20 protein-coding genes are annotated in these 24,782 nt (G+C 57.9%); 14 read left to right on the forward strand and 6 right to left on the reverse strand.

All coding sequences use genetic code 11. The annotated features are described in order from the left end of the window. Positions 1 to 246 precede the first annotated feature (246 nt). Complete coding sequence (locus G7016_RS24230) at positions 247 to 3,213, reverse strand: Tn3 family transposase (RefSeq protein WP_019486346.1); 2,967 nt, start codon at positions 3,211 to 3,213, stop codon at positions 247 to 249. Between the two features lie 3 nt (positions 3,214 to 3,216). Continuing rightward, complete coding sequence (locus G7016_RS24235) at positions 3,217 to 3,777, reverse strand: recombinase family protein (protein WP_011645023.1); 561 nt, start codon at positions 3,775 to 3,777, stop codon at positions 3,217 to 3,219. Between the two features lie 509 nt (positions 3,778 to 4,286). Here G7016_RS24235 and G7016_RS24240 point away from each other — a divergent pair. Genes G7016_RS24240 through G7016_RS24255 form a run of 5 tightly spaced genes read left to right on the forward strand, consistent with a single transcriptional unit; the run spans position 4,287 to position 7,927 of the window. Further along, entirely contained in the window at positions 4,287 to 5,774 is a 1,488-nt protein-coding gene (locus G7016_RS24240) for a SulP family inorganic anion transporter (protein WP_011645024.1), read from the forward strand. 14 nt (positions 5,775 to 5,788) lie between these two features. After that, the gene (locus G7016_RS24245) at positions 5,789 to 6,640 is read left to right on the forward strand and encodes a universal stress protein (RefSeq protein WP_011645025.1); all 852 of its coding nucleotides are present in this window, start codon (positions 5,789 to 5,791) and stop codon (positions 6,638 to 6,640) included. A gap of 5 nt (positions 6,641 to 6,645) precedes the next feature. Continuing rightward, positions 6,646 to 6,843 carry a hypothetical protein gene (locus G7016_RS24250; protein ID WP_425335724.1) on the forward strand — a complete coding sequence of 66 codons (198 nt, stop codon included), beginning with the start codon at positions 6,646 to 6,648 and terminating at the stop codon, positions 6,841 to 6,843. Continuing rightward, positions 6,840 to 6,920 carry a hypothetical protein gene (locus tag G7016_RS25850; protein ID WP_425335727.1) on the forward strand — a complete coding sequence of 27 codons (81 nt, stop codon included), beginning with the start codon at positions 6,840 to 6,842 and terminating at the stop codon, positions 6,918 to 6,920. The genes G7016_RS24250 and G7016_RS25850 overlap by 4 nt, the downstream gene beginning before the upstream one ends. Before the next feature lie 44 nt (positions 6,921 to 6,964). After that, positions 6,965 to 7,927 carry an SdiA-regulated domain-containing protein gene (locus G7016_RS24255; protein WP_011645027.1) on the forward strand — a complete coding sequence of 321 codons (963 nt, stop codon included), beginning with the start codon at positions 6,965 to 6,967 and terminating at the stop codon, positions 7,925 to 7,927. Between the two features lie 45 nt (positions 7,928 to 7,972). Here G7016_RS24255 and G7016_RS24260 read toward each other — a convergent pair whose 3' ends face one another. Beyond that, complete coding sequence (locus G7016_RS24260) at positions 7,973 to 8,323, reverse strand: hypothetical protein (protein WP_181118333.1); 351 nt, start codon at positions 8,321 to 8,323, stop codon at positions 7,973 to 7,975. 224 nt (positions 8,324 to 8,547) lie between these two features. Between G7016_RS24260 and G7016_RS24265 the strand changes: the two genes are divergently transcribed. From G7016_RS24265 to G7016_RS24280, 4 genes are all read left to right on the forward strand, one after another. Next, a complete protein-coding gene (locus G7016_RS24265) occupies positions 8,548 to 8,826 on the forward strand; it encodes a hypothetical protein (protein ID WP_040259206.1) in 279 nt (92 codons plus the stop codon). Positions 8,827 to 9,189: 363 nt separating this feature from the next. Beyond that, positions 9,190 to 9,519 (forward strand): DUF2790 domain-containing protein, encoded by a 330-nt coding sequence (locus tag G7016_RS24270; protein ID WP_088776173.1) that lies wholly within the window; start codon positions 9,190 to 9,192, stop codon positions 9,517 to 9,519. Positions 9,520 to 9,724: 205 nt separating this feature from the next. Next, on the forward strand, positions 9,725 to 11,050 hold the full coding sequence (locus G7016_RS24275; RefSeq protein WP_040259205.1) for an OprD family porin: 1,326 nt from the start codon (positions 9,725 to 9,727) through the stop codon (positions 11,048 to 11,050). 148 nt (positions 11,051 to 11,198) lie between these two features. After that, positions 11,199 to 12,110, forward strand: coding sequence for a cation diffusion facilitator family transporter (locus G7016_RS24280; RefSeq protein ID WP_040259204.1), 912 nt, complete (start codon positions 11,199 to 11,201; stop codon positions 12,108 to 12,110). Between the two features lie 11 nt (positions 12,111 to 12,121). Here the strand turns inward: G7016_RS24280 and G7016_RS24285 are convergent, their stop codons facing one another. The 3 genes from G7016_RS24285 to G7016_RS24295 are packed head-to-tail and all read right to left on the reverse strand — an operon-like array spanning position 12,122 to position 17,820. Then, positions 12,122 to 15,259 (reverse strand): efflux RND transporter permease subunit, encoded by a 3,138-nt coding sequence (locus tag G7016_RS24285; RefSeq protein ID WP_040259203.1) that lies wholly within the window; start codon positions 15,257 to 15,259, stop codon positions 12,122 to 12,124. Positions 15,260 to 15,278: 19 nt separating this feature from the next. After that, a complete protein-coding gene (locus G7016_RS24290; protein ID WP_040259202.1) occupies positions 15,279 to 16,520 on the reverse strand; it encodes an efflux RND transporter periplasmic adaptor subunit in 1,242 nt (413 codons plus the stop codon). Between the two features lie 40 nt (positions 16,521 to 16,560). Further along, positions 16,561 to 17,820 carry a TolC family protein gene (locus tag G7016_RS24295; protein ID WP_040259260.1) on the reverse strand — a complete coding sequence of 420 codons (1,260 nt, stop codon included), beginning with the start codon at positions 17,818 to 17,820 and terminating at the stop codon, positions 16,561 to 16,563. A gap of 393 nt (positions 17,821 to 18,213) precedes the next feature. On the opposite strand from G7016_RS24295, the gene G7016_RS24300 reads away from it, so the two are divergent. The 5 genes from G7016_RS24300 (at position 18,214) to G7016_RS24320 (ending at position 23,945) form a co-directional block, all read left to right on the forward strand. Then, entirely contained in the window at positions 18,214 to 18,888 is a 675-nt protein-coding gene (locus tag G7016_RS24300; protein ID WP_040259201.1) for a heavy metal response regulator transcription factor, read from the forward strand. Further along, complete coding sequence (locus G7016_RS24305) at positions 18,885 to 20,273, forward strand: heavy metal sensor histidine kinase (protein ID WP_040259200.1); 1,389 nt, start codon at positions 18,885 to 18,887, stop codon at positions 20,271 to 20,273. The genes G7016_RS24300 and G7016_RS24305 overlap by 4 nt, the downstream gene beginning before the upstream one ends. 121 nt (positions 20,274 to 20,394) lie before the next feature. Further along, positions 20,395 to 20,859 carry a DUF411 domain-containing protein gene (locus G7016_RS24310; protein WP_181118334.1) on the forward strand — a complete coding sequence of 155 codons (465 nt, stop codon included), beginning with the start codon at positions 20,395 to 20,397 and terminating at the stop codon, positions 20,857 to 20,859. 169 nt (positions 20,860 to 21,028) lie between these two features. Then, positions 21,029 to 23,500, forward strand: a complete 2,472-nt coding sequence (locus G7016_RS24315) for a heavy metal translocating P-type ATPase (protein WP_225776548.1) — start codon at positions 21,029 to 21,031, stop codon at positions 23,498 to 23,500. 46 nt (positions 23,501 to 23,546) lie between these two features. Further along, complete coding sequence (locus G7016_RS24320; RefSeq protein WP_040259198.1) at positions 23,547 to 23,945, forward strand: TFIIB-type zinc ribbon-containing protein; 399 nt, start codon at positions 23,547 to 23,549, stop codon at positions 23,943 to 23,945. Positions 23,946 to 24,782: the final 837 nt, after the last annotated feature.

The following is a 24,782-nucleotide window of genomic DNA, read 5'->3' on the forward strand; positions in this document are numbered from 1 at the left end:
AAGCACCAGGCTAGCAGCTTCGCGCTTGAACTCGGGGGTGAAGGTACGTCGTTGTCTGCTCATCGAACACCTCTATGGGGCGATCACTTTCGCCTAAAAAGGTGTCCAGGGTTAGTAGACCACTACAGAGTTAGCTTAATAAGGTGCGTGTACGGGTGTTATGTTGAATTGAACCCCGAACCTCACTGACAGCTAGGCTCTGTCAAGCTAGATGGGGAGCCCGCAGAATTCGGAAAAAATCGTACGCTAAGGTTTTCCGGGCAGCCTTAGCGGCCGAAACTTCCCGTCCTCCAGCCTGCGGCTCTGCCGCCAGACATAATCGCCGGTCAGGTTGATGTGCTCCCACCCCAGCGGCGACAGGTACTGCAGCAGCTCGCCATCCACCGACTTCCCCGCTTCGCCCATCGCCTGGGTGGCGCGTTCCAAGTACACCGTGTTCCACAGCACGATGGCGGCCGTCACCAGGTTGAGACCGCTGGCCCGGTAGCGCTGCTGCTCGAAGCTCCGATCCCTGATTTCGCCGAGGCGGTTGAAGAACACCGCCCTGGCCAGGGAGTTGCGCGCCTCGCCCTTGTTCAGTCCGGCATGCACGCGGCGACGTAGCTCTACGCTTTGCAGCCAGTCGAGGATGAACAGTGTGCGCTCAATCCGGCCCAGTTCGCGCAAGGCCACGGCCAGACCGTTCTGGCGCGGGTAGCTGCCGAGCTTGCGCAGCATCAGCGAGGCAGTGACGGTGCCCTGCTTGATCGAGCTGGCCAGGCGCAGGATGTCGTCCCAGTGGGCGCGGACATGCTTGATGTTCAGGGTGCCGCCAACCATTGGGCGCAATGTCGGGTAGTCCTGGACGCTATTCGGAACATACAGCTTGGTTTCGCCGAGGTCGCGGATGCGCGGTGCGAAGCGGAAGCCCAGCAGGTGCATCAGGGCGAAGACGTGATCGGTGAAGCCAGCCGTGTCGGTGTAGTGCTCCTCAATCCGTAGGTCGGACTCGTGGTACAGCAAGCCGTCGAGCACATAGGTGGAATCGCGCACGCCGACATTCACCACGCGGGTGCTGAACGGTGCGTACTGGTCGGAGATATGGGTGTAGAACAGCCGCCCCGGCTCGCTGCCGTACTTCGGGTTGACGTGCCCGGTGCTTTCGCCCCGACCGCCCGCCCGGAAGCGCTGGCCATCGGAAGAAGAGGTCGTGCCGTCGCCCCAGTGAGCGGCGAAGGTATGACGGTACTGGTGGTTGACCAGCTCGGCTAGGGCCGCCGAGTAGGTTTCGTCTCGGATGTGCCAGGCTTGCAGCCAGGACAGCTTGGCGTAGGTCAGGCCGGGGCTCGACTCGGCCATCTTGGTCAGCCCGAGGTTGATCGCATCGCCCAGGATCGCTGCCAGCAGCAATGTCCGGTCTTTGGCCTCGGCACCGTCCTTCAGGTGGGTGAAGTGGCGGCTGAAGCCCGTCCAGTCGTCCACGTCCATCAGCAGTTCGGTGATCTTGATGCGCGGCAGCAACTGGCTGGTCTGGTCGATCAGCGCCTGCGCGGTATTGGGCACCGCGGAATCCAGTGGGGTGATCTTCAGCCCCGACTCGGTGAGGATGGCATCGGGCAGCTCGTTGTCCTTGGCCAGGCGGGTGACGGTGGCCAGCTGCTCGTCCAGCAGCTGCAAGCGCTCTTCCAGGTACTGGTTCCTGTTCGGGTTGATCGCCAGGGGCAGAGCCTGCGCATGCTTGAGCGCGGCGAACCTCTCTGCCGGCAGCAGGTAGTCGTCGAAGTCGCGGAACTGCCGCGAGCCCTTGACCCAGATGTCGCCGGAGCGCAGCGCGTTCTTCAGCTCTGACAGGGCGCAGATTTCGTAGAAGCGCCGGTCGAGGCCTTCCGGGGTTATCACTAGCGGCCTCCAGCGCTGCTTGATGAAGGCGGTGGGCGCATCGGCCGGCACCTTGCGCAGGTTGTCGGCGTTCATCTCGCGCAGGGTCTGCACGGCCGCCAGCACGCCTTGCGCAGCCGGGGCGGCGCGCAGTTCCAGCACCTCCAACAAGGCTGGCGTATAGCGGCGCAGGGTGGCGAAGTTCTCTCCAACCAGGTGCAGATGGTCGAAGCCCTCCGGCCGGGCCAGCAGCTCGGCCTCGCTGACGCTCTCGGTGAACTCGTCCCAGGGAATCACCGCCTCGATGGCGGCGTAGGGATCGCTGCCGCTTTCCTTGGCCTCCAGCAGGGCCTGGCCGATCTTGGAGTACAGGCGCACCTTGTCGTTGATCGCCTTGCCTTGCTTCTGGAACTGCTGCTGATGCTTGTGCTTCGCGCCGCTGAACAGCTTGACCAGGATGCGGTCGTGCAGATCGACCAGCTCATCAATCACGGTCGCCGTACTCTCCAGCACCACGGCGGCCAGGGTCGCGTAGCGCCGCTGCGGCTCGAACTTACAGAGGTCTTTGGGCGTCATCTGCCCACCCTCGCGGGCCAGCTTGAGCAGGCGGTTCTGGTGGATGTGCCGGCCCAGAGCTTCGGGCAAATCCACCAGCTGAAATGTCTTCAGCCGCTCGATGTGTTCGAGCATGTGCCGGGAGTTCGGTTTTAGTGGGGCCTGCCGCAACCAGGTCAACCAGGTGATGCTGCTGCCGGCCTTGAGCTTCAACAGCTCGTCCAGTTTGGCCCGATGCGAGTCCGTGAGTGGTTCGACCAGGGCGCGGTAGACCCGGCGATTGGCCCGCGCAATGGCTTCCGAGCAGGCCCGGTCAATCACGCTCAGCGCCGGCAGGATGCGCCGCTTCTGCCGCAGACTCTCCAGCGCCTGGCCGGCCAGCAGCAAACCCTTGTCGGTCTGCTGGGCCAACTCGGTCAGCTCGCGCACCAGGGCGCGGAAGTCGGACAGGCCGAACGGGGCCAGTTGTAGGTAGGTGCGCAGTTCCTGGGCGTGCTCGCGGCGAGTCACGTCGCGTTCGCCGTATTTCGCCCAACTCGTTGGGTCGGCCTGAACTTGCTTGGCCACCCACTGGATGACCGGCTCGGGCAACTCGCTGTCGCTGCCCAGCGCATAGCCTGGATATCGCAGCAGGCTGAGCTGCACCGCGAAGCCCAGGCGGTTGGCGTCGCCGCGCCGCTGGCGGATCAGCGACAGGTCGGAGTCGTTGAAGGTGTAGTAGCGGATCAGGTCATCCTGGCTTTCCGGCAACGCGAGCAGGGTATCCCGCTCCGTAGCCGAGAGGATCAAGCGACGCGGCATGTATCAATCGTCCGTGCGTAGGTACTGGTAGAGAGTTTCCCGGCTGATGTTGAACTCGCGGGCAAGCTGCGCTTTGGGCTCGCCGGCCGACGCCCGCTGTCGCAGGGTAGCAGCCTGCTCGTCGGACAGGGCCTTCTTGCGGCCCCGGTACGCGCCGCGCTGCTTGGCCAGGGCGATGCCCTCCCGTTGCCGCTCACGGATCAGGGCGCGCTCGAACTCGGCGAAGGCCCCCATCACCGACAGCATCAGGTTGGCCATCGGCGAGTCATCGCCGGTGAACACCAGGCCCTCTTTCAGGAACTCGATACGCACGCCGCGCTGGGTCAGCTTCTGCACCAGGCGTCGCAAGTCATCGAGGTTACGGGCCAGGCGATCCATGCTGTGCACCACAACGGTGTCGCCCTCGCGGACGAAGCCGAGCATGGCCTCCAGCTGGGGACGCTGGGTGTCCCTGCCCGAGGCTTTGTCGGTGAACAGCTTGCCGACCTCAACTTGCTCAAGTTGTCGTTCCGGATTCTGATCGTAACTGCTGACCCGGACATAACCGATGCGTTGTCCCTGCAAGATGCCTCCATGGGCTGTAGGGCTTACGTTGGTTTTTGGTTCCATTGCGCCCGAAGCCTTGAATTTGTCAGGCTGAAATCTATGACCTTGGCAAGCATGTGTCAAAGAATGTGAAAGCGGATTCTATTCTGACGGCGCGGTGCGGCCTTGCCTGACATCCAGTTAGGGTATAGCTCAGGCTGACATCCAAACAGGACGCCCTAGTCCGGGGGTGACTCGCAGAAATTGCCCTCTTCCTGTAGACTGTTGCGGCCATTGAGTTACTAAAGACACTCGATAAGACCTCATGCTTACCCTGCAAAACATGATCTGGCTGCCTACGCCGCCATAGCGCTTCGCCCCCCGCATCATCTGTGACTGCTTGCTCTGCCAGCGGTCGCGTTCTGCTGTGCTTTAGGTTTTAACACCCGCCACAGCTCCTCTACATCCGACAATTTGACCTCGTATCGACCAGCTGCACATGGCCTGCGCCATGCTGTTCTGCGCGATCCATTGCCTTGGGAATTCTGATGCTCCACTCGTTAAAACAAACCTGGTTATCCAACATCCGTGGCGACATCCTCGCCGGTATTGTGGTCGCACTGGCCCTAATCCCTGAAGCCATCGCCTTCTCGATCATTGCCGGCGTCGACCCCAAGGTCGGCCTGTACGCCTCTTTCTGTATCGCCGTGGTTATCGCCTTTGTCGGTGGTCGCCCCGGAATGATCTCGGCCGCAACCGGTGCAATGGCACTGCTGATGGTGACCCTGGTCAAGAACCATGGTCTTGAATATCTGCTGGCCGCCACGCTGCTATGTGGCGTGCTACAAATCGCTGCTGGCTACCTGAAGCTCGGATCGCTGATGCGCTTCGTCTCGCGCTCGGTGGTGACCGGTTTCGTCAATGCACTGGCGATCCTGATTTTCATGGCTCAGCTGCCCGAGCTGACCAATGTCACCTGGCACGTCTACGCCATGACAGCCGCAGGCCTCGGCATCATCTATCTGTTCCCCTATGTCCCCAAGATCGGCAAGCTCATCCCATCGCCGCTGGTGTGCATCATCGTGCTGACCGCCGTCGCCATGTCGGTTGGGCTGGATATCCGCACGGTCGGTGATATGGGTGAACTGCCGGATACGCTACCGATCTTCCTCTGGCCTGACGTGCCGCTGACATTCGAGACGCTGGCCATCATCTTCCCTTATTCGGCAGCACTGGCTGTGGTCGGTCTGTTGGAATCGATGATGACCGCGACCATTGTCGACGACCTGACCGACACCTCCAGTGACAAGAACCGCGAGTGCAAGGGTCAAGGCGTGGCCAACATTGCTTCGGGCCTAATCGGCGGTATGGCAGGTTGCGCGATGATTGGTCAGTCGATCATCAACGTTAAATCCGGCGGTCGTTCTCGTCTGTCCTCCCTGGCCGCAGGCGTATTCCTGCTACTGATGGTGGTATTCCTCGGCGACTGGCTGAAGCAGATCCCGATGGCTGCGCTGGTGGCAGTGATGATCATGGTGTCCATCGGCACCTTCAGTTGGGATTCGCTGCGCAACCTGAAGAAGCACCCGTTGTCGACCAACATTGTCATGGTCGTCACCGTGGTGGTCGTGGTCGCCACCCACAACCTTGCCTTCGGCGTGTTGGCCGGCGTACTGCTGGCCGCGATGTTCTTCGCCAACAAGGTTGGCCATTACATGGCGATCAGCTCTTTGCTGGACGAAGCCGGCGAGCATCGTAGCTATAACGTCACCGGCCAGGTGTTCTTCAGCTCGGCAGACAAGTTCGTCGCGGCCTTCGACTTCAAAGAAGCCCTAAACAAGGTAACCATCGACCTGAACCGTGCTCACTTCTGGGATATCACCGCCGTTGCCGCTTTGGACAAAGTGGTCATCAAATTCCGCCGCGAAGGCACCGAAGTTGAAGTGCTGGGCCTCAACGAAGCGAGCGCCACTATCGTGGATCGCTTCGGTGTTCACGATAAACCCGACGCCATTGATCAACTCATGGGCCACTAAGAAGGAGAACAACAATGACCCAAGTAATTGCCTGTATAGACGCTTCCGCCTCGGCTCCAGCCGTGTGCGACTACGCGGCCTGGGCCAGTCTGAGCCTGGAAGCCCCGCTGACCTTCCTGCATGTGCTGGATCAGCGCCAGTACCCGGTTACGGCCGATCTGAGTGGCAATATCGGCCTTGGCAGCCGCGAGCATCTGCTCGATGAGCTTGCTTCCCTGGATGAACAGCGTGGCAAGTTGGCCCTTGAACAAGGGCGGATCATGCTTGCGGCCGCAAAAGAGCGGGCCATTAAGGATGGCGTGGCCGCGCCGGAGTCCAAGCAACGTCATGGCGATCTGCTGGAAAGCCTGCAAGAGCTGCAAACCGAAACGCGCCTGCTGGTCATCGGTCGCCAGGGCGAATCTAGCGGTGGTCTGAGTCAGCATGTCGGAAGCCAGCTGGAGAGCGTGATCCGTATCATGCACCGACCGATTCTGGTCACCCCGGCCAACTTCCAAAAGCCTGAGAGCGCGATGCTCGCCTTCGATGGCGGCGCTACTACCCGCAAGGGTGTGGAGATGCTGGCGGCCAGCCCCCTGCTGAAGGGGCTGCCGATCCACCTGGTCATGGTTGGGCCCGTGAGCGACGAATCGTCGGCGCAGCTGGACTGGGCGCAGAAAGTGCTGCTCAACGCCGGATTCACTGTTCGCGCCGAGGCCCTGAACGGCGAGATAGAGCCTACCCTCCACGCCTATCAGAAAGAGCATGGCATTGATCTGCTGGTGATGGGGGCCTATGGCCATTCACGTATCCGGCAGTTCCTGGTCGGTAGCACCACGACCAGCATGCTCCGCACCACCACCAGTCCGTTGTTACTGCTGCGTTAATGTCCATGGACGACGCCCTGGATCTTGCCCATTTCAAGACCCTGCTGGAACAGCGGGCTGCCGAGCTGGATCAATTGCTGGAAGACGCTGAGTCTCGCTCGCAATCGGTAGAGCTGGATCAAAGCAAGGTAGGGCGTCTGTCGAGAATTGATGCACTCCAGCAGCAAGCAATGATGGCTGGTGTAACCAATGCGGCGAGTTGATCGCCTCGGGCCGTCTGGAGTTCGATCCGGCCACGCCATTGTGCATCACCTGTGCGAGTCGCACCGAGTCGGATTGAAATCGTCACGACTCGTGGCGTCAGCCCAAATAACGAGGCTCCTAATGTATTTGATGGCTAAAAACTGGCTGAGCCGAACACGGAAAGCAAGCGCTTGGATGTGGGCACTGCTGTGCCTTGTGTTGCTCACCGTATTCCAAGTCCGCACCCATCACCTTGATGATCGTTTGTACTTCTGGATAAAGACCAGCTGGCACACCGACGATTGGCAGGAGCGCTCTGTGTGGCTGCCTGGCTATCGGGTTGAACTGGATGCTAAGGCGGTCCCCGGTGTGGACAACAATCTTTCGGGTCTGACCTTTGACCCTGACCTAAACCTGCTGTGGGCAGTCACCAACGGCCCAAACGAACTATTGGCCCTTAGTCGTGACGGTGATGTGGAAAGGCGTTACAACCTGGATGGCTTCCACGATGTGGAGGCGGTCTCCTATGCCGGCAACGGCCAGCTGGTAATCGCCGAGGAGCGCCGGCAGAGCCTGGTTATTGTGGATGTCCCCATCGCCGAAGACGGTAAGCTTTCTCCCGATCGTTCATTGAGCCGGGACCAGTATCCAGCTCTGACCCTGGCGCTTGGCAAGGAGGACAACAAAGGCCTTGAAGGGCTCGCCTACGACCTGAAAGGTGATCGCTTGTTTGTGACCAAGGAGCGTGACCCTCGCCAATTGCTGGAAGTGGGCGGCCTTCGTGCCAGCCTGGCAGGAGGTTTTTCCCTGCACGTGCGCGACCTGTCCAACTTGGTAAAGGACAAGGTATTTGCCACTGACTTGTCTTCGGTCGTCTTCGACCAACAGAGTGGCCATCTCATACTGCTCAGCGACGAGTCGAAACTGCTGATTGAAATGACCGATGAGGGCAAGGTGGTGAGTTTCCGTTCCTTGGCGAGGGGTTTTGCTGGTTTGCTGAAAGGCATACCCCAGGCCGAAGGCGTAACCATCGATGATGAAGGGTATTTGTACGTGGTCAGTGAGCCAAACCTGTTCTATCGCTTTACCCGTGAACCAGATTGACCAGCCAACAAGCTACTGTCGGGCGTGGTCGGGACACTTGAGCTGTTAGCGTACGATTTTTTCCGAATTCTGCGGGCTCCCCTCGTAGATCGCGGCGCTGTTGCCGGCGGCTTCACGGGCCATGGCGGCGACAAGCCGGTCCTTTAGCCGCTTCACTTCGGTTTCAAGCTCACCGATCCGGGCCTGCTGGTGTTTGAGCCGCTGCTGGTCGCTGTCGTGCTGGGTCACCAGCTGGGCGATCCGGCGCCGGCCATTGGCGAGTTCGCGGCACGCCTCGTCCAGCTCATGATTGAGCAACGTGCAGTGGTGTTTCCACGCGGCGAGCATGGACGGGATACCCAGGGAGAACGCGTCCTGGTCGGGCGCGGGCAGTGAGTTTGAAGGCTGTGCGTCCATGGCGGCTGTCCGGTTATAGTGTATGAATATACAGTATAACCCTAAGCGCGTGGTTGGGAATGGGCCTGCTGTCGCCATCCTGGAGAACGGCGCGCGCAATCGCTATCCGCCGCGAAGCCCTGCGTTTTGAAACCGAAGGCGCTACCTGATCATTTCGTCGCTGTAAACGACCCTGGCGTCCATCCTTGGCCTAACGTTAGGGGCTGACGCTAAGGAGGATACAGATGAAAGCGGCTAACGAAGTCTGGACCCTGGCCCGCCCCTTGCGTGCCTTCTGGATCGGGGAAGATGCGGTGTATGCCGCGTTTGATGCGCAGGGTGCCTTGCAGCTGGCCAACGCCGAATACGGTTATGTGCGTTTCAGTTTGGAGGACGTGATTCCCTGCGACAGCACGGCGCTACAAGGTCCGGCGTATTCGGCGGCCGGTCCGCGGCTGGGCACCCTCTGGCAGCAGCTGGCCCTGATGCCGGGACCGGGTTACCTCTGTGCGAGGCGGCCATGATGGGTAGCTACGTAGGGCCATCCTAATTATTCCCAAGTAAGTCTAATTGGCTAGACCGCTGGTGTGATGCCGCTGAGCAAATAGGGAATTTAGAGTGATGGTATTTCTCATTCATTACAAAATTGTAATTTTTCGATCATTTTTAGGTTATTAATACAAGCTTATTATAGGGAATGCATGAATGTGGATTGCTCCTGCGGTTCTCACGTGCGGCCTATTCACCTTTCTGCTCCTTTGGTTGGAGGTGAATTTTTTAGCGCTCATCGAGCGCTTTTTTTATTTCTGGATTGTCATTTTCAAGCAACCCTCTCGTTAGGAAGCGTTTTGGATAATACCTCCAACTTGAAACGAGGCACCTCCAGAATGAAACCTAAAAACATGATTTTGACAGTGGTGATGGCTTTGCTCGCTCCCGTCGCATTGGCGAAAGCTAACCCTAAAGCACTGGACCTGGAAATTGAGAAACAAAACCAGAAATCCTTGGAAGCCTATTCCCAGCAAACGGGTAAACCCGTACCAGAGGTAGTGGATTACCGTTACGGTATGAAGCTGGATGTAGCAAAACTGATCTACACTTCCCGCCCTGTAATATATTGCGGAGTCGTCAGTAAAATCATGAGCTTTGAGGACTCGCAAGGGGAGCCTCAATCGGTTCGGTACCGCGACCAAGGTGAATGCCGCACCAGGCATTAAGGTTGGTTTTTGCACTCGGACTTTTGAGCTTTAGTGAATGTAGAATTATATCGAACATTTCAGAATTGTAATTCTACGATCACCTTGCCGTTATCCTATTCCGTTGAAGATGGTGGTACCGCTTTGCGGTAAACAATAAATGGAGCGCGCTATAACGTTGCCCAGCCTTATTATCCAGGTACTGCCAAGGAATCAGGAGCAGATGATGTACAAAATCCCAATTTTCAGCCTGAGCGCATTGTGCGCCGTGCTGGCTTGCCAGGCCAATGCCGAGGATGCCGTTGAAGCCAAAGAAGGCTTTATCCAGGGCAGTAGCTTGAACATACTTAATCGCAATTTCTATATAAACCGGGATTACCGTAAGGGGCAGTCCGATGCGTCCGGCGACAGCTACTCCGAGGCCTGGGCCCAGGCAGCCATCGCCCGCTTCGAATCCGGCTTTACCGCCGGCACAGTAGGCTTTGGTTTTGATGCCTTCGCCATGGTGGGTTTGAAGCTCGATAGCGGTAAAGGCCGCTATGGCCCGGGCGGTAGTATCAATGTAATGCCCGTCAATGATGACGGACGGGCAGATGATGAATATGTCAAAGCGGGTGGAGCTCTCAAAGCCCGGCTATTTGATACCGTTATCAACGTCGGAGACGTCTCCCCCTACACGCCGGTTCTGGCCGCCGGTGATTCCCGGTTGCTGCCTGAAAGCTTTAAAGGGTTTACCGTTACCAACACCAGTATCGACAAGCTGACACTGATGGGCGGCCGGGTCCACGCCATGAGCCAGCCACAGGACACAAGTCTTAACGAGAATTTTGCGACCTTTTACGCAGGGCCAGTCGATTCGCCCTGGGCTGGATATGTAGGGGGAAATTACGAGCTGAATAAAAACCTCACGCTGGGTTTATACACCGGTCGCCTCAAGGACGCCTGGGACCAGCATTACTTTGGCGTCAACTACAGCTACCCCATAAACGACAACCTTGCGCTGTTCGCGGACTTTAACTATTACAATGCTACCGATGAAGGAAAGCGCTTGCTGGGTGAATTCAGCAACAATATCTTCAGTGGTCGTATTGGCGCTACTTATGGCCCTCATACCCTGGCGTTTTCAGCGCAGAAGAACAACGGGAGCGATGACTTCGATTATCTTCGGCAATCGGACTCCATATACCTTAACAACTCTATCCAATACAGCGATTTCAACTCGCCGAAAGAAAAATCCTGGATGGTCAGCTACCAAATTGACATGGGCCATTTTGGCGTGCCCGGTTTGACGCTCATGACGCGTTACGCCCAAGGGCGTGATGCCGACTATTCAGGGGCAAACGATGTGTACATGCGTCGCGATGGTGATGGCAATCCGCTCTCTGACCAGAAGCGTTGGGAACGTAACCTCGAGGCGAAGTACGTCGTACGCAGTGGTACGCTCAAGGATGCCTCGTTCCGTCTGCGTCAGGCGACCACCCGTGCCACCGCATTTGAATCGGATCTGGATGAAATCCGCCTGATTGTAGAATACCCGCTTTCCGTGCTCTGACCCCCCTAGGACAGCAGGCGCCCAGCTTGCTGTTCTCTCTGCCGTCCTCCCCTCTCTGTCCCCTGCCGCTGACGTGAAATCGTAGGAACCCTCGCAGTGAGGCGTTACCCAACGTTCGTATTCCTATTATCGATTCAAGGAGGCACCGATGGGTGCAGGCCATTCGCACAGCCATGGCGATGTTCGCGAAGGACATCAGAAAAAACTGGTTATTGCCTTGGCAATGACCACAGGCATCATGCTGGCTGAAGTCATCGGTGCATGGGTGACAGGAAGCCTTGCACTGCTTTCCGATGCCGCACACATGTTTACGGATGCGGCAGCACTGGCCTTGTCATTAGTGGCCTTGCAAATTGCCAAACGACCCGCTGATCGCCGGCGGACTTACGGGTACGCCCGCCTGGAAATATTGGCCTCAACGTTCAACGCTATGCTCTTGTTCCTGGTGGCCATGTACATCTTGTACGAGGCGTGGCAGCGGTTCTTCCTGCCGGCGGAAATTGCCACCAATGTCATGCTTTGGATTGCCGTTGCTGGCCTGCTGGTAAACCTTGCGTCCATGCGCTTGCTGGCCTCCGCCAGCGGTGAAAGCCTCAACGTGAAGGGGGCGTATCTGGAGGTCTGGGCCGATATGCTCGGCTCGCTAGGGGTCATTGTTGCGGCGTTGGTCATCCGTTTCACAGGCTGGACCTGGGTAGATACGCTGGTGGCTGTCGGTATCGGCCTTTGGGTCCTGCCGCGTACAGTGCAGTTGCTGCGAGAAAGCCTGAATATCTTGTTGGAAGGCGTTCCGGATGGGGTCAATCTTGCCGAAGTGGAAGCCACTATTCTCCAGATCGGCGGCGTAGAGGCCGTGCATGACCTACATGTATGGGCCGTCAGCAGTGGTCACAATCTCCTGACCGCGCATGTGGTGATCAAGTCAGAAGTGGCGGACCCAGACGTTGTACTGGCGGCTGTGATCGAGGCTGTCAGCCATGCCCATCACATCGGTCATTGCACCATTCAGGTCGAACGCGGCGATTTCCACCGGCAGGGCCCCGGTCTCCCGGAGCACTGACAGCGTCTGGATCACTCCTCGTCGCGGCGATGCGCCCACTGATAGAGCGCTGGCAGCACCAGTAGGGTAAGCGCCGTCGACGAAAGGATTCCGCCGATGACGACCGTGGCCAGGGGCCGTTGGACTTCAGCACCGGTCCCCGTGGCCAGGGCCATTGGGACGAAGCCCAGCGAGGCCACTAATGCGGTCATCAGCACAGGCCGCAAGCGCGTTAATGCGCCTTCACGGATTGCCTCTGTTAAAGGCCGACCTTCTTCGCGCAGGTTGCGAATAAAGGCGATCATCACCAGGCCATTGAGTACCGCCACTCCAGACAGGGCAATGAAGCCCACCCCAGCGGAAATGGACAGGGGAATGTCCCGAAGCCATAGGGCTACCACGCCGCCGGTGAGTGCAAAGGGGATGCCAGTGAATACGAGCATTCCGTCTTTGAGGTTGTTGAACATCATAAAGAGCAGCGTGAACACCAGCAGCAGGGCGACAGGTACAACGATCTGCAGCCGCTGAGCGGCGGATTGCAGCTGTTCAAATTGCCCGCCCCAGTCGATCCAGTAACCTGCAGGCACCTTCACGCCTGACTCGATGGCCTGCGCGGCTGCGCTCACGAACGAACCCAAGTCGCGGCCGCGCACGTTGGCTGTGACTATCACCAGCCGCTTGCCATTCTCACGGCTGATCTGGTTAGGCCCCATCACCAGCTCTACCGATGCTACCTGCGACAATGTGATGAAGCTGACACGTGATGGTTCGATGCCCGTCTGGGTTGGCAATGGGATCAGTAGTTGCGACAGCGTGGAAACGTCAGTGCGGAGCTCCTCAGGCAGGCGTACGGTGATATCGAAGCGGCGGTCACCTTCGTACAGCGTGCCGGCCTGTCTTCCGCCTACGGCGATGGAGATGGCATCCTGTACCGTGCCAATGTTCAGACCGAACCGCGCCGCTTTCTCCCGATCCACGTTGATGGTCAGTACGGGCAAGCCTGAGGTTTGCTCCACTTTGACTTCCGAGGCCCCTTCCACCTTTTGCAGGGTGGCGGCGATCTGATTGGCGGTTTGGTTCAGGACTGCCATATCATCACCGAACACCTTCACCCCGACGTCACTACGCACCCCGGAGATCAGCTCGTTGAAGCGCAATTGGATGGGCTGGGACATCTCGTAGTTGCTCCCTGGCACCAGTGCTGCGGCAGCTTCGATTTCCTGGACCAGTGTTTCGCGGCTTTTCTCAGGGTTGGGCCATTGATCGGTGGGCCTGAGCATGACATACGCATCCGAGATATTCGGCGGCATCGGGTCAGATGCGATTTCTGCCGTACCGGTGCGGGCAAATACCCGTTCCACCTCCGGAACATGTTGAAGGATCGAACTCTCTATCCGCTGCTGAATGTCCAACGACTGCGTCAGGCTCGTACCTGGTACCCGGATCGCCTGCAACGAAAAGTCGCCCTCACTGAGGCTGGGAATGAATTCGCTGCCCATCCGGCTTGCCACCACTCCAGAAAGCAGGATTAGCGTCACTGCGCCGCTGAAGGTGATGTTGCGATGGGCCAGTACCCAGTCCAGTGCCGGCGCGTAACGCAGCCGTGCGGTGCGCATCACCCGACCTTCTTCCTCCTTGACCCTGCCCGTTACGAACATCGCCACGGCCGCCGGCACAAAAGTGACCGACAACAGCATTGCGCCCAGCAATGCAATGACCACCGTCAATGCCATGGGGTGGAACATTTTACCTTCGACGCCAGTAAGGGCGAAGATGGGCAAGTACACGACCATGATGATCAACTGCCCAAAGATCAGGGCACGGCGCGCCTCCCTGGATGCCGCGAACACTTCATGGAAGCGCTCGGTGCGCGTGAGCTTGCGACCATGCCTGTGCTGCGCGTGGGCCAGTCGGCGAATGGCGTTCTCCACGATTACCACCGCGCCGTCGACAATGATGCCAAAATCCAAGGCGCCCAGGCTCATCAGGTTCGCACTGACCTTGTTGCCGAGCATCCCGGTGAACGTGAACAACATGGCCAGTGGAATCACCATGGCGGTGATCAGGGCCGCGCGGATATTGCCCAGGAACAGGAAGAGAATCACGATTACGAGGATTGCCCCCTCGATAAGGTTCTTCTTCACGGTGCCGATGGCTTTTTCCACCAGCGTGGTGCGGTCGTAGACCGTGACGGCTTTCACCCCGGCCGGTAAGGTCTTGTTGATATCTGCAAGCTTTGCGGCGACCGCTTTGGAAACCGTGCGGCTGTTCTCGCCCACAAGCATGAACACCGTACCCAGCACCACTTCCCGGCCGTTCTCGGTGGCGGCTCCCGAGCGCAATTCCTGCCCGATTCCCACCTCAGCAAGCTGGCTTACCCGGATAGGGCTGCCCTGCACGGTGGTGACGACGATATTGGCAATATCGTTGATAGTGCTGACCTGTCCTGGCGCACGTACCAGCAGTTGCTCGCCATTACGCTCGATGTACCCCGCCCCGACGTTGCCGTTGTTGCGTTCCAAAGCAAGGATCAGGTCCTCCAGGGTCAGCTGATAGGCCGCCAGTTTTCGTGGGTCTGGCGAAACCTGGTATTGCTTCGCAAATCCACCGATCGTGTTGATCTCCGCCACACCCGGGACATTGCGTAACTGCGGCTTGATGATCCAGTCTTGAATCACGCGCAGGTCGGTAGGGGTATAAGGCTTCCCTTCTGCGTTGAGTGCGCCATCCTCGGCTTCCACCGTCCAAAGGAAAATTTCCCCGAGCCCGGTGGAGATGGGCCCCATCACGGCCTCGATATCCTCGGGCAATTGCTCTTTGGCGCTTTGGAGCCGTTCACTGACCAGTTGCCGAGCGAAATACAGGTCGGTGCCCTCTTCGAAGATCACCGTGACCTGTGAAAGGCCTGAGCGCGACAGCGAGCGGGTTTGCTGCAAGCCTGGCAGCCCCGCCATAGCGGTCTCGACCGGGAAGGTAATGCGCTGCTCGGTTTCCAGCGGCGTGAAGCCGGGTGCGGCTGCGTTGATTTGCACCTGGACGTTGGTGATGTCCGGTACAGCGTCGATCGGCAGCTTTTGGTAGCTGGCAATGCCGAGGCCGGCCATGATCAGTACGCAAATCATCACCACGATGCGCTGTTCGATAGCAAACTGAATCAGTTTTTCAAACATGGAACACTCTCAGCGCGCGTCAGTGGGAATGTTCGGCGCTGGCTTTGCCCAGCTCCGACTTGAGGATGAAGCTGCCATTTGCGGCCACGTGCTCGCCGGCTTCCAGGCCTTTGAGCACTTCAAGGTAACCGCCATCGCGACGGCCGATGTCGACGGTACGGGCCGTGAAGCCTTCATCGGTCCGTACGAACAGGGTTGGCCGGTCTTCTACGCTTTGCAGCGCAGCTTCTGGCACGCTGACGGGGGCAGTGGCTTCCTGCGCAGCCACAAGAACATTCACAAACAGGCCAGGACGCCAAGCGCCTTGCGGGTTGGTCAGGGTCACACGTACTTGAGCGGCGCGGTTCTGTTCCCCCAAAAGGCTGCCCACGTAACCCACCTTGCCTTGCACCTGCGTTTGCAGATCGGGTGCATCGACTGTCACTTCTCGCCCTAAGATGACTTTTTCCAGCTCGGACGGTGGAACGTTAAACGTGGCCCATACCTGCGTTAAGTCGCTCAGGACGAAGGCTGTGGTAGTGCTGTCGACCCGTTCACCCTGACCCAGGTGTTTTTCCACGATCACGCCGTCGAATGGCGCTCGCAGTTCATAGCGGTTGCCGCCGGCAGTGGCAGTGTTTCCACCCAATGCACTGACCTTCTGCTTGGCATTGGCCACCTCAATCTCGGCCTCCTGGTACGCCTGTCGGGCTTGCAGGTAATCCTGTTCAGGAGAAATCTTCTCTTCCCACAGGGCTTTTTCCCGGCTTAAGGTGATGCGCGCTAGCTCCAGACGCTTGCTTGCTGCATTCAAATCACTCCGTTGCTGGGAGATATCCTGGCTTGCGATCACTGCCAGTACCTGCCCCTTGCGGACGGTTTCGCCTAGGTTGGTATTGACCTTTTCAACGAAGCCTGCAAGTTGCGGCACAATGTGACTGGTGCGGTCTTCGTCAAAGCGAATTTCACCGGGAAAGCTCACCGAGGTCCGCATGGGGCGGGCGGCGGCCATCACGACCTCTATTCCAGCGGCATTGATCTGGTCCGCAGTGAGTTTCAAGGCACCTTCTTCTTCGTGTCCGCCCTCCTCGGCGTGTTCGCCTTGTGCATGTTCCGCCTCGTCTTCGCCATGGCTTTCCGCTGCACCGTGTGCTTCCGGCGATATGGGTTGCGCCGAGCTTTCCCGGGCAAAGGACGGCCCAACCGAACTCACGGCGCCCCCGATGACGGCAAGCAACGCCAGTACGCCCAGTACCAGGGCGGCGTGGTTTTTTCTGTTCATTAAAGCTCCGAAGCCCCGGCATCAGCGAGGCGGCAGATAGTCAGTGGGAAATGGGAATGTCTGCCGAAGCGGGGCTCAACGCGGCCACGTCACCCAGCAACCGCTCCAGGGATGCCCGGCCCTCCGTAGCGGTGGCCAAGGCATCGAGGTACTGGGTGCGTGCTCCAATCAGCGTGCGCTGAGCATCGAGCACTTCGAGATAGCCGAATTTTCCTAACTCGAACCCCCGGGTAGCCGCATCAACGGCCTGCCGGGCAGCGGGCAAAACGTCCCGTTCGAAACCTTGTATCTGCACTGCCGCAGTGCTCCATTGGTCGAGCGCGGTCGCTGCTTCGCTGCGCAAACTCAACTCGGCCGCGACACGCAGGTCACGCGACTGGTCTGCTCGACGTGAGGCGGACAAGACATTGCCCTGATTGCGGTCAAACAGTGGTAATGGCACCGAAACGCCTATGACATTCACGCGCTCACGCTCGACCGCTTGGTACTGGCTACCCAGGCTTAGCGTGACGTCGGGTATCCGCTTACGCTGCTCCAGGCTCAAAGCGGCGTCGGCTTGGTCCATTCGCGTCTGCGCCAGTTGCAACTCGGTACTGCGCCCAAGCATCGCCTGCAGCGCGATGGAGGCAGGAGGAAGGCCCGGTGACGGCGAGGTATTGGCTGGCAATGCAGTAACCTCGCCCTCCGCAAGGCCTAATATGCGCGACAGGGCGCGGTATTGATTAGCGCGTTCCGTTTGCGCACGCTTGACGCCAAGGGCGGTTTCCACAAGTTGAACCTGCGCACGCGTAGCTTCCACCGGTGATGCTTTGCCAGCACGTACCCGCCCTTGAGCGACCTCAACCCCTCTGCGCGCGAGCGCCTGAGCTTCTTTGGCTAAGGCCAGTGCCGTATCTGCACGTAACGCCCCGAACCAAGCCCGGGTGACATCGGCTCGCAGCAGATCAGCCTGGCGCGACAGCGCCAGGTCCGCAGCGGATTGGCCAAAACGCGCGGTATCTATGCGTGCACCACGTTTACCACCAAGCTCAAGGGTCTGGCTTAGCGTGATGGTTTCGGTGCGGGTAGCGCGCCGGGTGTCCTCGGTCTCCCAAGACAGCACCGGATTGGGAATCAGCCCAGCTTGCACACGCTCGCCTTCGGCTATACCGATTTCGCGCTGGGCTGCGGCAAGGTCCGGATTATTGGAAAAAGCGGTTTTTACCGCTTCGGACAGCGAAGCGGGGGCGGCCAGGCTTATTGGGCTGAACGGCAGTAGGGCTGCCAAAAGCGCCCAGCGAAAGCGCGGGAATCGGGACATTGAGCAGAAAGCGAAAGCGCTGCTATGGCTGAGCACAACAAGACCTCTGTACAAGTTTGGAAATAGCCAGACCTCATCAGCCCGAACTGTGGCGAAGGCAATTTAGAAAACAGTGGTTATCAAAGGCGTTGCGGCAGCATTACAATTTCGTTATCTAACTAGTTCTCATGAGTATTCGGCTATATTTATTCTGGTAATGCGAATTGGACACTTTTTGAAACAATTATTGATGAAGGCGAGGCGGCCGCTGCCTGCAATCGGCATGAAAATGTGCTGGAAATCGCTGATTTTAAAAAACAAACCTTGACCCTGAAGCGGCTACAGACTTTATGCTAAGGGCTATTGCTGGGTGAAAGCTCGATTAAAAGTTGTACGTTATTTTGGAAATTGGCTATGAAGATTTTGGTTGTAGAGGATGAACAAAAGACTGCCGAATACATGCACCAGGGATTAAGTGAAAGTGGGTATGTGGTCGATATTGCCGGTACGGGTGTAGATGGCTTGTACCTCGCGCGAAGTCAAAACTACGATTTGATTATATTGGACGTAAACCTTCCCGAGATGGGCGGGTGGCAGGTACTGGAAGAGTTCCGGAAAACGCACGATACCCGGGTCATGATGGTGACTGCGCGTGGACGCCTTGGCGAAAAGGTAAGGGGGCTGGAGAGCGGTGCCGACGATTACCTGGTCAAGCCTTTCGAGTTTCCGGAGCTATTGGCGCGGGTGCGCACGTTGCTTCGCCGAAGCGAGAAAACCAGCACGCCCGATGTGGTGACGGTGGCTGATCTTGAGCTGGATCAAGGGCGGCATCGTGCCTTTCGCGGTGGCAAGCGCATTGATTTGACCACCAAGGAATTTGCCCTTCTTCACCTGCTCATGCGCCACAGTGGCGAGGTGATGACGCGGTCGCAAATTATCTCGATGGTGTGGGATATGAATTTTGACTGTGACACCAATGTGGTCGAGGTGTCCATTCGGCGCTTGCGGGCAAAGATAGACGACCCCTTCGAGAAAAAACTGATCCATACGTTGCGAGGTGTTGGCTATGTATTGGAGCTGCGCGAATGACACCACGACGGCTATCCACGCGATTGGGGTTGAGCGTGGGGGCTCTGAGTGCCTTTGTCGTGATCGCCATGGTTATCCTGGCCTGGTTCGAGATCAGCCATCAGCTCGACCTTCGCGCTCGGGAAAGCTTGGCAGAGAAGCTCCAACAGATTCAGCACACGCTTCAGGAAACCGCTGCAACCAAAGCCGACATCGTTTTGCACTCACATAACCTTCGCGATCAAGTCGCGGGTCATGACTATGTAGCATTGATGATCGACGAAACCGCTACCGATGGTAAGCGGCTACTCAGTGTTGGTTCGACCGCAGGCCAAGCGCTGCCTCTGGCGGAGCTTAATAGCGACCAGAGCTACCACAGTCTGGTGTCGCCTGAAGGCTATGAAATGCTGGTGGTATCCAAAGAGGTCAATCTGCGTGGAGGTCAATCCGTCAAAGTATTTCTGGTATTAGAGCGCAAGGATGACGCGCTTCTGGTGAATGCGTACCTCAAATCGGCGCTGCTGGTCTTACCGCTTATCCTGATAATGGTGGGAGGGTTTGGCTGGTGGCTCGTTCGGCGGGGTCTGAAGCCGTTGATGGCTTTTCGCGAAGTCAGCCAAAGCGTTTCCGCCCGGGAGCTCTCTTTAAGGATGCAGACGCAAGGGTTGCCGGAAGAACTTGAAGGGCTTGCCCAGGCTATCAACGTCATGCTGGATCGGCTGGATGCCGAGGTCAGCCAGATGGCCCACTTCTGCGATGATCTGGCGCATGAGTTACGTACGCCCATAAACAATCTGATGGGGAAGGCGCAGGTCACCCTTTCGCGGGAGCGTTCACCCGAAAGCTACAAGCAGGCTTTGGAAAGCTGTACGGAAGAACTGGAGCGTTTGTCACAGATGGTTTCGCAAATGCTGTTCCTCGCCAGTGTTTCGCAACCTTCCTCATTACAGCTCACAACAATCAGGTTACATGAGGAGGCAGGTCGTATTGCAGAAATGTTCCTCCATGTGGCGGAAGACAAGTCTGTCTCATTGACCCTTCACGGGGAAGCGGAGGTCCAGGGCGACCGGCTCATGGTGCAGAGGGCAATATCCAATTTGCTTTCCAATGCGATACGCCACAGTCCGCACGGTGAAGTGGTATCCATAGACATTACCCAGGATGCGGAGGCCACCCGGTTGGCGGTTGCTAATAAAGGCGCCGGGATCGAAGCGGAACATATTCCTCACATTTTCAAACGCTTTTATCGTGTGCACTCAAGCCGCTCGCGTAAGCAGGGGGGCACTGGGCTAGGACTTGCTATTGTCCGCAGTATCATGAACCTACACGGGGGAGAAGTGAGCGCCTGCAGTGCACCGGGCGTATGTACGACGTTTACATTGCAGTTTAGGGCGAATACACGTTAACGAGGCCACCTTACAGATTTCCGGGCCGATCCGACGGGTGGTGGCGCCAGGCGTGCATGCCCCTGTCAACGTAGGCAAGTGCTCTAATGTTTTTGAACTGGTTCTTTTCAGGGATGCGGCTATGAAATTCAAAGATCTTGTTAGCGCTGGACCACGTGTAGCATTACTCACGGTGCTGTTTACCGCGTCAATCGCACAGGCCAGTACTGCTCAGTTGATTGATGTGTACAGGGATCCCAATTGTGGCTGCTGCTCCAAGTGGATTGCTTACCTCCGGGACAATGGCTTCACGGTAAATGACCATTTAGAGGAAAACATGAGCGCTGTGAAGGCCAAGCTTGGCGTGCCTGAAAAGCTTATGTCGTGCCACACAGGCGTAACGGAGGGGAAATTTATCGAAGGGCACGTACCGGTACAGCAAATTGCAGAACTTGCCAGTCGGACCGACCTCGTCGGTGTTGCCGCCCCAGGCATGCCGATGGGCTCGCCCGGCATGGAAGCGGGTGAGCGCAAAAGTGCCTACCAGATCCTCGGATTAAAAAAGTCGGGTGAGCAGGAGGTAGTAGCTGATTACCCCGCGCGTTGATTGCCCCCAGCACATCGCTGACCTACCGCTGCGCGTGGCTTCCTTGCACTCGCGGCGCGGTACCTTTTTCACATCAGTGCAGTGCGAGACAGGTAATCTTCGATTTTGCTTGACCCTGTAGCTACTACAGGCTGTTGAATGGCCTTATTTCCTTGTTAGCAGGCGCCTTATGAGCCAAGAAAATAAGTCTTCGTCGACGCTGCGTCCCGTTCTTGAGCAGGACAAATGTTGTGGTGCGAATTCCAAGCGCGATTCCCTGGTGAAGCTGCCGGCTAAAAGCTCCTTCGTGCATCTCCATGACCCTGTCGGTGCAGCTCCTACCGGTCCGTGCTGCCCGGCTGAGGGCAGCACGTTAGAGCGGGCGTGCACCGACGATTCAAGTCACGGCCACGGTCAGTGCACAGACGACCATGACCATGACCATGACCATGACGATGCACATGGGACCGCCGGGGCGGATACCTGCTGTTCCCAGGGAGCGCACGCAACGGAAGCGATCGTCCCACGTTCCGTGACTCCAGGCCCTGAAGGGACTACTCAGGTCCGGTACCGCATCGACAAGATGGACTGCCCGACAGAAGAGCGGCTGATTCGTAATCGGCTGGAGCCGATGCCCGGCATCGCCCGGCTCGATTTCAATCTACTGAGTCGCGAGTTGACCGTGCATCATCGGCTGGATGATCCGCAAGCGATTGTCAGCGCTTTGGTTGCGCTGGACATGGGCCCTACCCTTATCGAGGCTGGAGCCCCGCCAATAGCTGCCCCGCCGGCGCTGACGAAGAGATTGAAAGGGCTGCTGGCTGTCAGCGGCGTCGCGGCTGTGGCCGCTGAAGCCATCGCCTGGACAACGGGGCAGGAAGGCTCATGGCCCGTGATGGGTTTGGCTGCTGTGTCCATTCTTGCCGCCGGTGTGCCTACCCTCAGGAAGGGATGGATCGCGGTGAAGAATTTCACCCTGAACATCTACTTCTTGATGTCTTTGGCTGTCCTGGGCTCCGTCGTGATTGGTAAATGGCCGGAAGCCGCGATGGTGGTTTTCCTGTTCGCCATTGCCGAAGCCATCGAAGCACTGTCGCTTGAGCGAGCGCGTAACGCGATCAAATCATTGACCGCATTGGCCCCAGAGACTGCGGAAGTCATGGGCGAAGGGGGCTGGAAAGAGCAGCTTGTCGGAGCTGTCGCGCTTGGCAGCCGCATCCGTGTTCGCACTGGATCACGGGTGCCATTGGATGCGACGGTGGAGTCTGGTCGTGCAGCCCTCGACCAAGCCCCTATTACCGGTGAAAGCCTCCCCGTGGACAAGGTGGTTGGCGATCCGCTTTATGCGGGCAGTATCGTGACCGACGGCATCGTTGAGGCTACGGTCACCGCAGTAGCAGGCCAAAGCACCCTTGCCCGGATCGCTGCCGCGATCCAGGACGCACAGTCCCAGCGGGCACCTACGCAGAGATTTGTGGATCAGTTCGCGCGTTACTACACACCGGCGGTCGTGTTGGTAGCGTTCTTGGTCGCTGTTTTAGGGCCGTTGCTGCTGGGGGGCACCTGGGGGGGGTGGCTGTATGAGGCCCTTGTCCTGCTGGTCATTGCTTGCCCTTGTGCCCTGGTCGTCTCCACGCCTATCACCGTGGTAAGTGGCCTTGCCGCAGCTGCCCGCTCCGGCATCCTGATCAAGGGGGGGGTGTACCTTGAAAGCGGTCGGCTGCTGAAAGTGGTTGCCTTGGACAAGACCGGCACGTTGACCCAGGGCAAGCCTGTTTTAACGGACGCGGAAACCTTCAGTGACCTGCCGATCGAAAAGGCCACGTTGATCGCGGCCAGTCTGGACGAACAGAGTACTCACCCCGTAGCGAAAGCACTGGTCAATGGGTGGAAGACCCAGCAACCTGGCGTTTCGACCCTGCTTGTCAGCGACTTCAGTGTGCTGAATGGACGAGGCGTGAAAGGCTTCATTGATGGCCAACTGTGGCACCTGGGTAATCACCGATTGGTTGAAGAACTGGGAGTGTGCTCTCCGGCGCTCGAGGCCAGGCTTTCACGGCTCGAAAATGCGGGCAAAACGGTCATCGTGCTGTGTGGTGCTGAAGGTCCCGCTGCAATATTCGGGGTCGCGGATACCGTTCGACCCGAGAGCTTCGAAGCTGTCGCTGCGCTGAAGGCGTTGAACGTTGTCCCGGTGATGCTGACGGGTGACAACCCCGCGACGGCGAAGTCGATCGCTGATCAGTTAGGTGTTACCGATGCACGCGGAAATCTCATGCCAGAGGACAAGCAGACCGCAGTCGCTGAGCTCAAACGTCGATATGGCCACATTGGGATGGTCGGGGACGGTGTGAACGACGCCCCTGCTTTGGCGCAGTCCGATATCGGTTTCGCCATGGGAGCCGCTGGGACAGCCACGGCCCTTGAAACCGCGGATGTCGCAATCATGGATGATGACCCACGCAAGATCGCTGATTTCATTCGGCTTAGTCGTCGCTCCGCTTCCATTTTGAAGCAAAACATCACGCTGGCATTGGGGATAAAAGTTGTCTTTCTAGCACTGGCTCTGTCGGGCATCGCCACCTTATGGATGGCAGTCTTCGCCGACATGGGAGCGAGCCTGCTCGTCGTGTTCAATGGTCTGCGGCTCTTGCGTCGGTGACACGACAGCTGCGGTTTAGACAGCGTATTCGCTGAAGGAGAGAACCATGCAGTGCCCTGTTTGCAAAGACGTATCGTTGGTCATGACAGACCGTCAGAATGTTGAGATAGACTACTGCCCTCAATGCCGGGGCGTCTGGCTTGACCGGGGGGAGCTCGACAAGATCATCGAGCGTAGTCAGCAGCTGGAGGCTCGTTTTCTGCCACAAAGCGCAGCGTCATCAAGGCAAGACGCGCCCCTATCAGAACCGGGGTATGCGCATTCGCCTGCTGCTCAACCTGGCAATAAGCATGGCTGTTCTGATCCGCAGCCCAGTCAGGGGGGCGGATGGCGGGACAGCTACCAGAGCGGTCACCAGAATCAGCACGGACATCAAAGCCAAGGCAAGCATGAAGGGCAGCAGCCTTATCGCAAGAAGTCCTTTTTACAGGAGCTTTTCGACTAAGTTTTGCTCAGGTACACGGATCACCGCTCAGCTGACAGGCTCCATTGGCTGATTCCAATGTGTCACCTGTTAACGCCAATGCCGTAATCAAGGGCCTAAGGTCGAGGTGACCCGGGCCGCCGGCACGACCTCTTGCGTCGGTGATGCCTTCTGCCAAGCCGGCCACGTTGGTAGCCTGAATGTGCCGCCAGGCATCCAGTACAAGCTGACAGCCCCTGACCTGGATAAGGCCCGCGCTATAACTGAATAGTAGTCGCTATGGTAGCTGCCATAGCAGCTGCTGCGCTCATTATACGATGGACTATCATATCGACTGATGACCCCGTATACGTGGTATTAAGATCTCAAGATAATTAAGCCATATTCGCGGCACGAGAACATTGGCTAAAGCCTGAAGATATGGAAGACTTCCCATTTAGTGTGATGCTAGACTCTTGGAAAAGAAGCTCACTCCCTTAGCATTCCTGGCGATTTAATTAATGACCCTGTCCCCCGACCAGATAAATATCCTCTCTGAGTACATGAATGATCCGAACGTACTGTATCCACAGCGCGTCAGGTATTTTTTCTACACGTGCAAAGAACAAATCTCAGGTCGACACACTGTTAACACAGTCAAGCTATTGGACCGGGTCTTGACCGTGCTCTCCTTCAAAATCAGGAGTGGCACGAAAGCTTTAAAGGGGTCCTGGCCCAAGCCGTTGAGCTTAATCTGCTTCATAACAGCGACTACGAGATATTCCTGTCTCATTTAAATCGCTGTACTCCAGGTAGCAAAGACCGGCCCCCTACCCGGCAGTATCGCCGGATTGGTCAGCAGCGTAGCTGTTGAACCCA

The sequence above is a fragment of the Pseudomonas japonica genome (genome assembly GCF_013522925.1).
GTDB classification, from domain to species: Bacteria; Pseudomonadota; Gammaproteobacteria; order Pseudomonadales; family Pseudomonadaceae; genus Aquipseudomonas; species Aquipseudomonas japonica_A.

Coding starts and splice junctions, on each gene's coding strand:
- G7016_RS24265 (WP_040259206.1), top strand. CDS start 8,548: ATGAAAGCGGCTAACGAAGTCTGGACCCTGGCCCGCCCCTTGCGTGCC.
- G7016_RS24295 (WP_040259260.1), bottom strand. CDS start 17,820: ATGTCCCGATTCCCGCGCTTTCGCTGGGCGCTTTTGGCAGCCCTACTG.
- G7016_RS24255 (WP_011645027.1), top strand. CDS start 6,965: ATGTATTTGATGGCTAAAAACTGGCTGAGCCGAACACGGAAAGCAAGC.
- G7016_RS24320 (WP_040259198.1), top strand. CDS start 23,547: ATGCAGTGCCCTGTTTGCAAAGACGTATCGTTGGTCATGACAGACCGT.
- G7016_RS24240 (WP_011645024.1), top strand. CDS start 4,287: ATGCTCCACTCGTTAAAACAAACCTGGTTATCCAACATCCGTGGCGAC.
- G7016_RS24285 (WP_040259203.1), bottom strand. CDS start 15,259: ATGTTTGAAAAACTGATTCAGTTTGCTATCGAACAGCGCATCGTGGTG.
- G7016_RS24270 (WP_088776173.1), top strand. CDS start 9,190: ATGAAACCTAAAAACATGATTTTGACAGTGGTGATGGCTTTGCTCGCT.
- G7016_RS24275 (WP_040259205.1), top strand. CDS start 9,725: ATGTACAAAATCCCAATTTTCAGCCTGAGCGCATTGTGCGCCGTGCTG.
- G7016_RS24260 (WP_181118333.1), bottom strand. CDS start 8,323: ATGGACGCACAGCCTTCAAACTCACTGCCCGCGCCCGACCAGGACGCG.
- G7016_RS24305 (WP_040259200.1), top strand. CDS start 18,885: ATGACACCACGACGGCTATCCACGCGATTGGGGTTGAGCGTGGGGGCT.
- G7016_RS24230 (WP_019486346.1), bottom strand. CDS start 3,213: ATGCCGCGTCGCTTGATCCTCTCGGCTACGGAGCGGGATACCCTGCTC.
- G7016_RS24315 (WP_225776548.1), top strand. CDS start 21,029: ATGAGCCAAGAAAATAAGTCTTCGTCGACGCTGCGTCCCGTTCTTGAG.
- G7016_RS24280 (WP_040259204.1), top strand. CDS start 11,199: ATGGGTGCAGGCCATTCGCACAGCCATGGCGATGTTCGCGAAGGACAT.
- G7016_RS24290 (WP_040259202.1), bottom strand. CDS start 16,520: ATGAACAGAAAAAACCACGCCGCCCTGGTACTGGGCGTACTGGCGTTG.
- G7016_RS24245 (WP_011645025.1), top strand. CDS start 5,789: ATGACCCAAGTAATTGCCTGTATAGACGCTTCCGCCTCGGCTCCAGCC.
- G7016_RS24310 (WP_181118334.1), top strand. CDS start 20,395: ATGAAATTCAAAGATCTTGTTAGCGCTGGACCACGTGTAGCATTACTC.
- G7016_RS24300 (WP_040259201.1), top strand. CDS start 18,214: ATGAAGATTTTGGTTGTAGAGGATGAACAAAAGACTGCCGAATACATG.
- G7016_RS24250 (WP_425335724.1), top strand. CDS start 6,646: ATGGACGACGCCCTGGATCTTGCCCATTTCAAGACCCTGCTGGAACAG.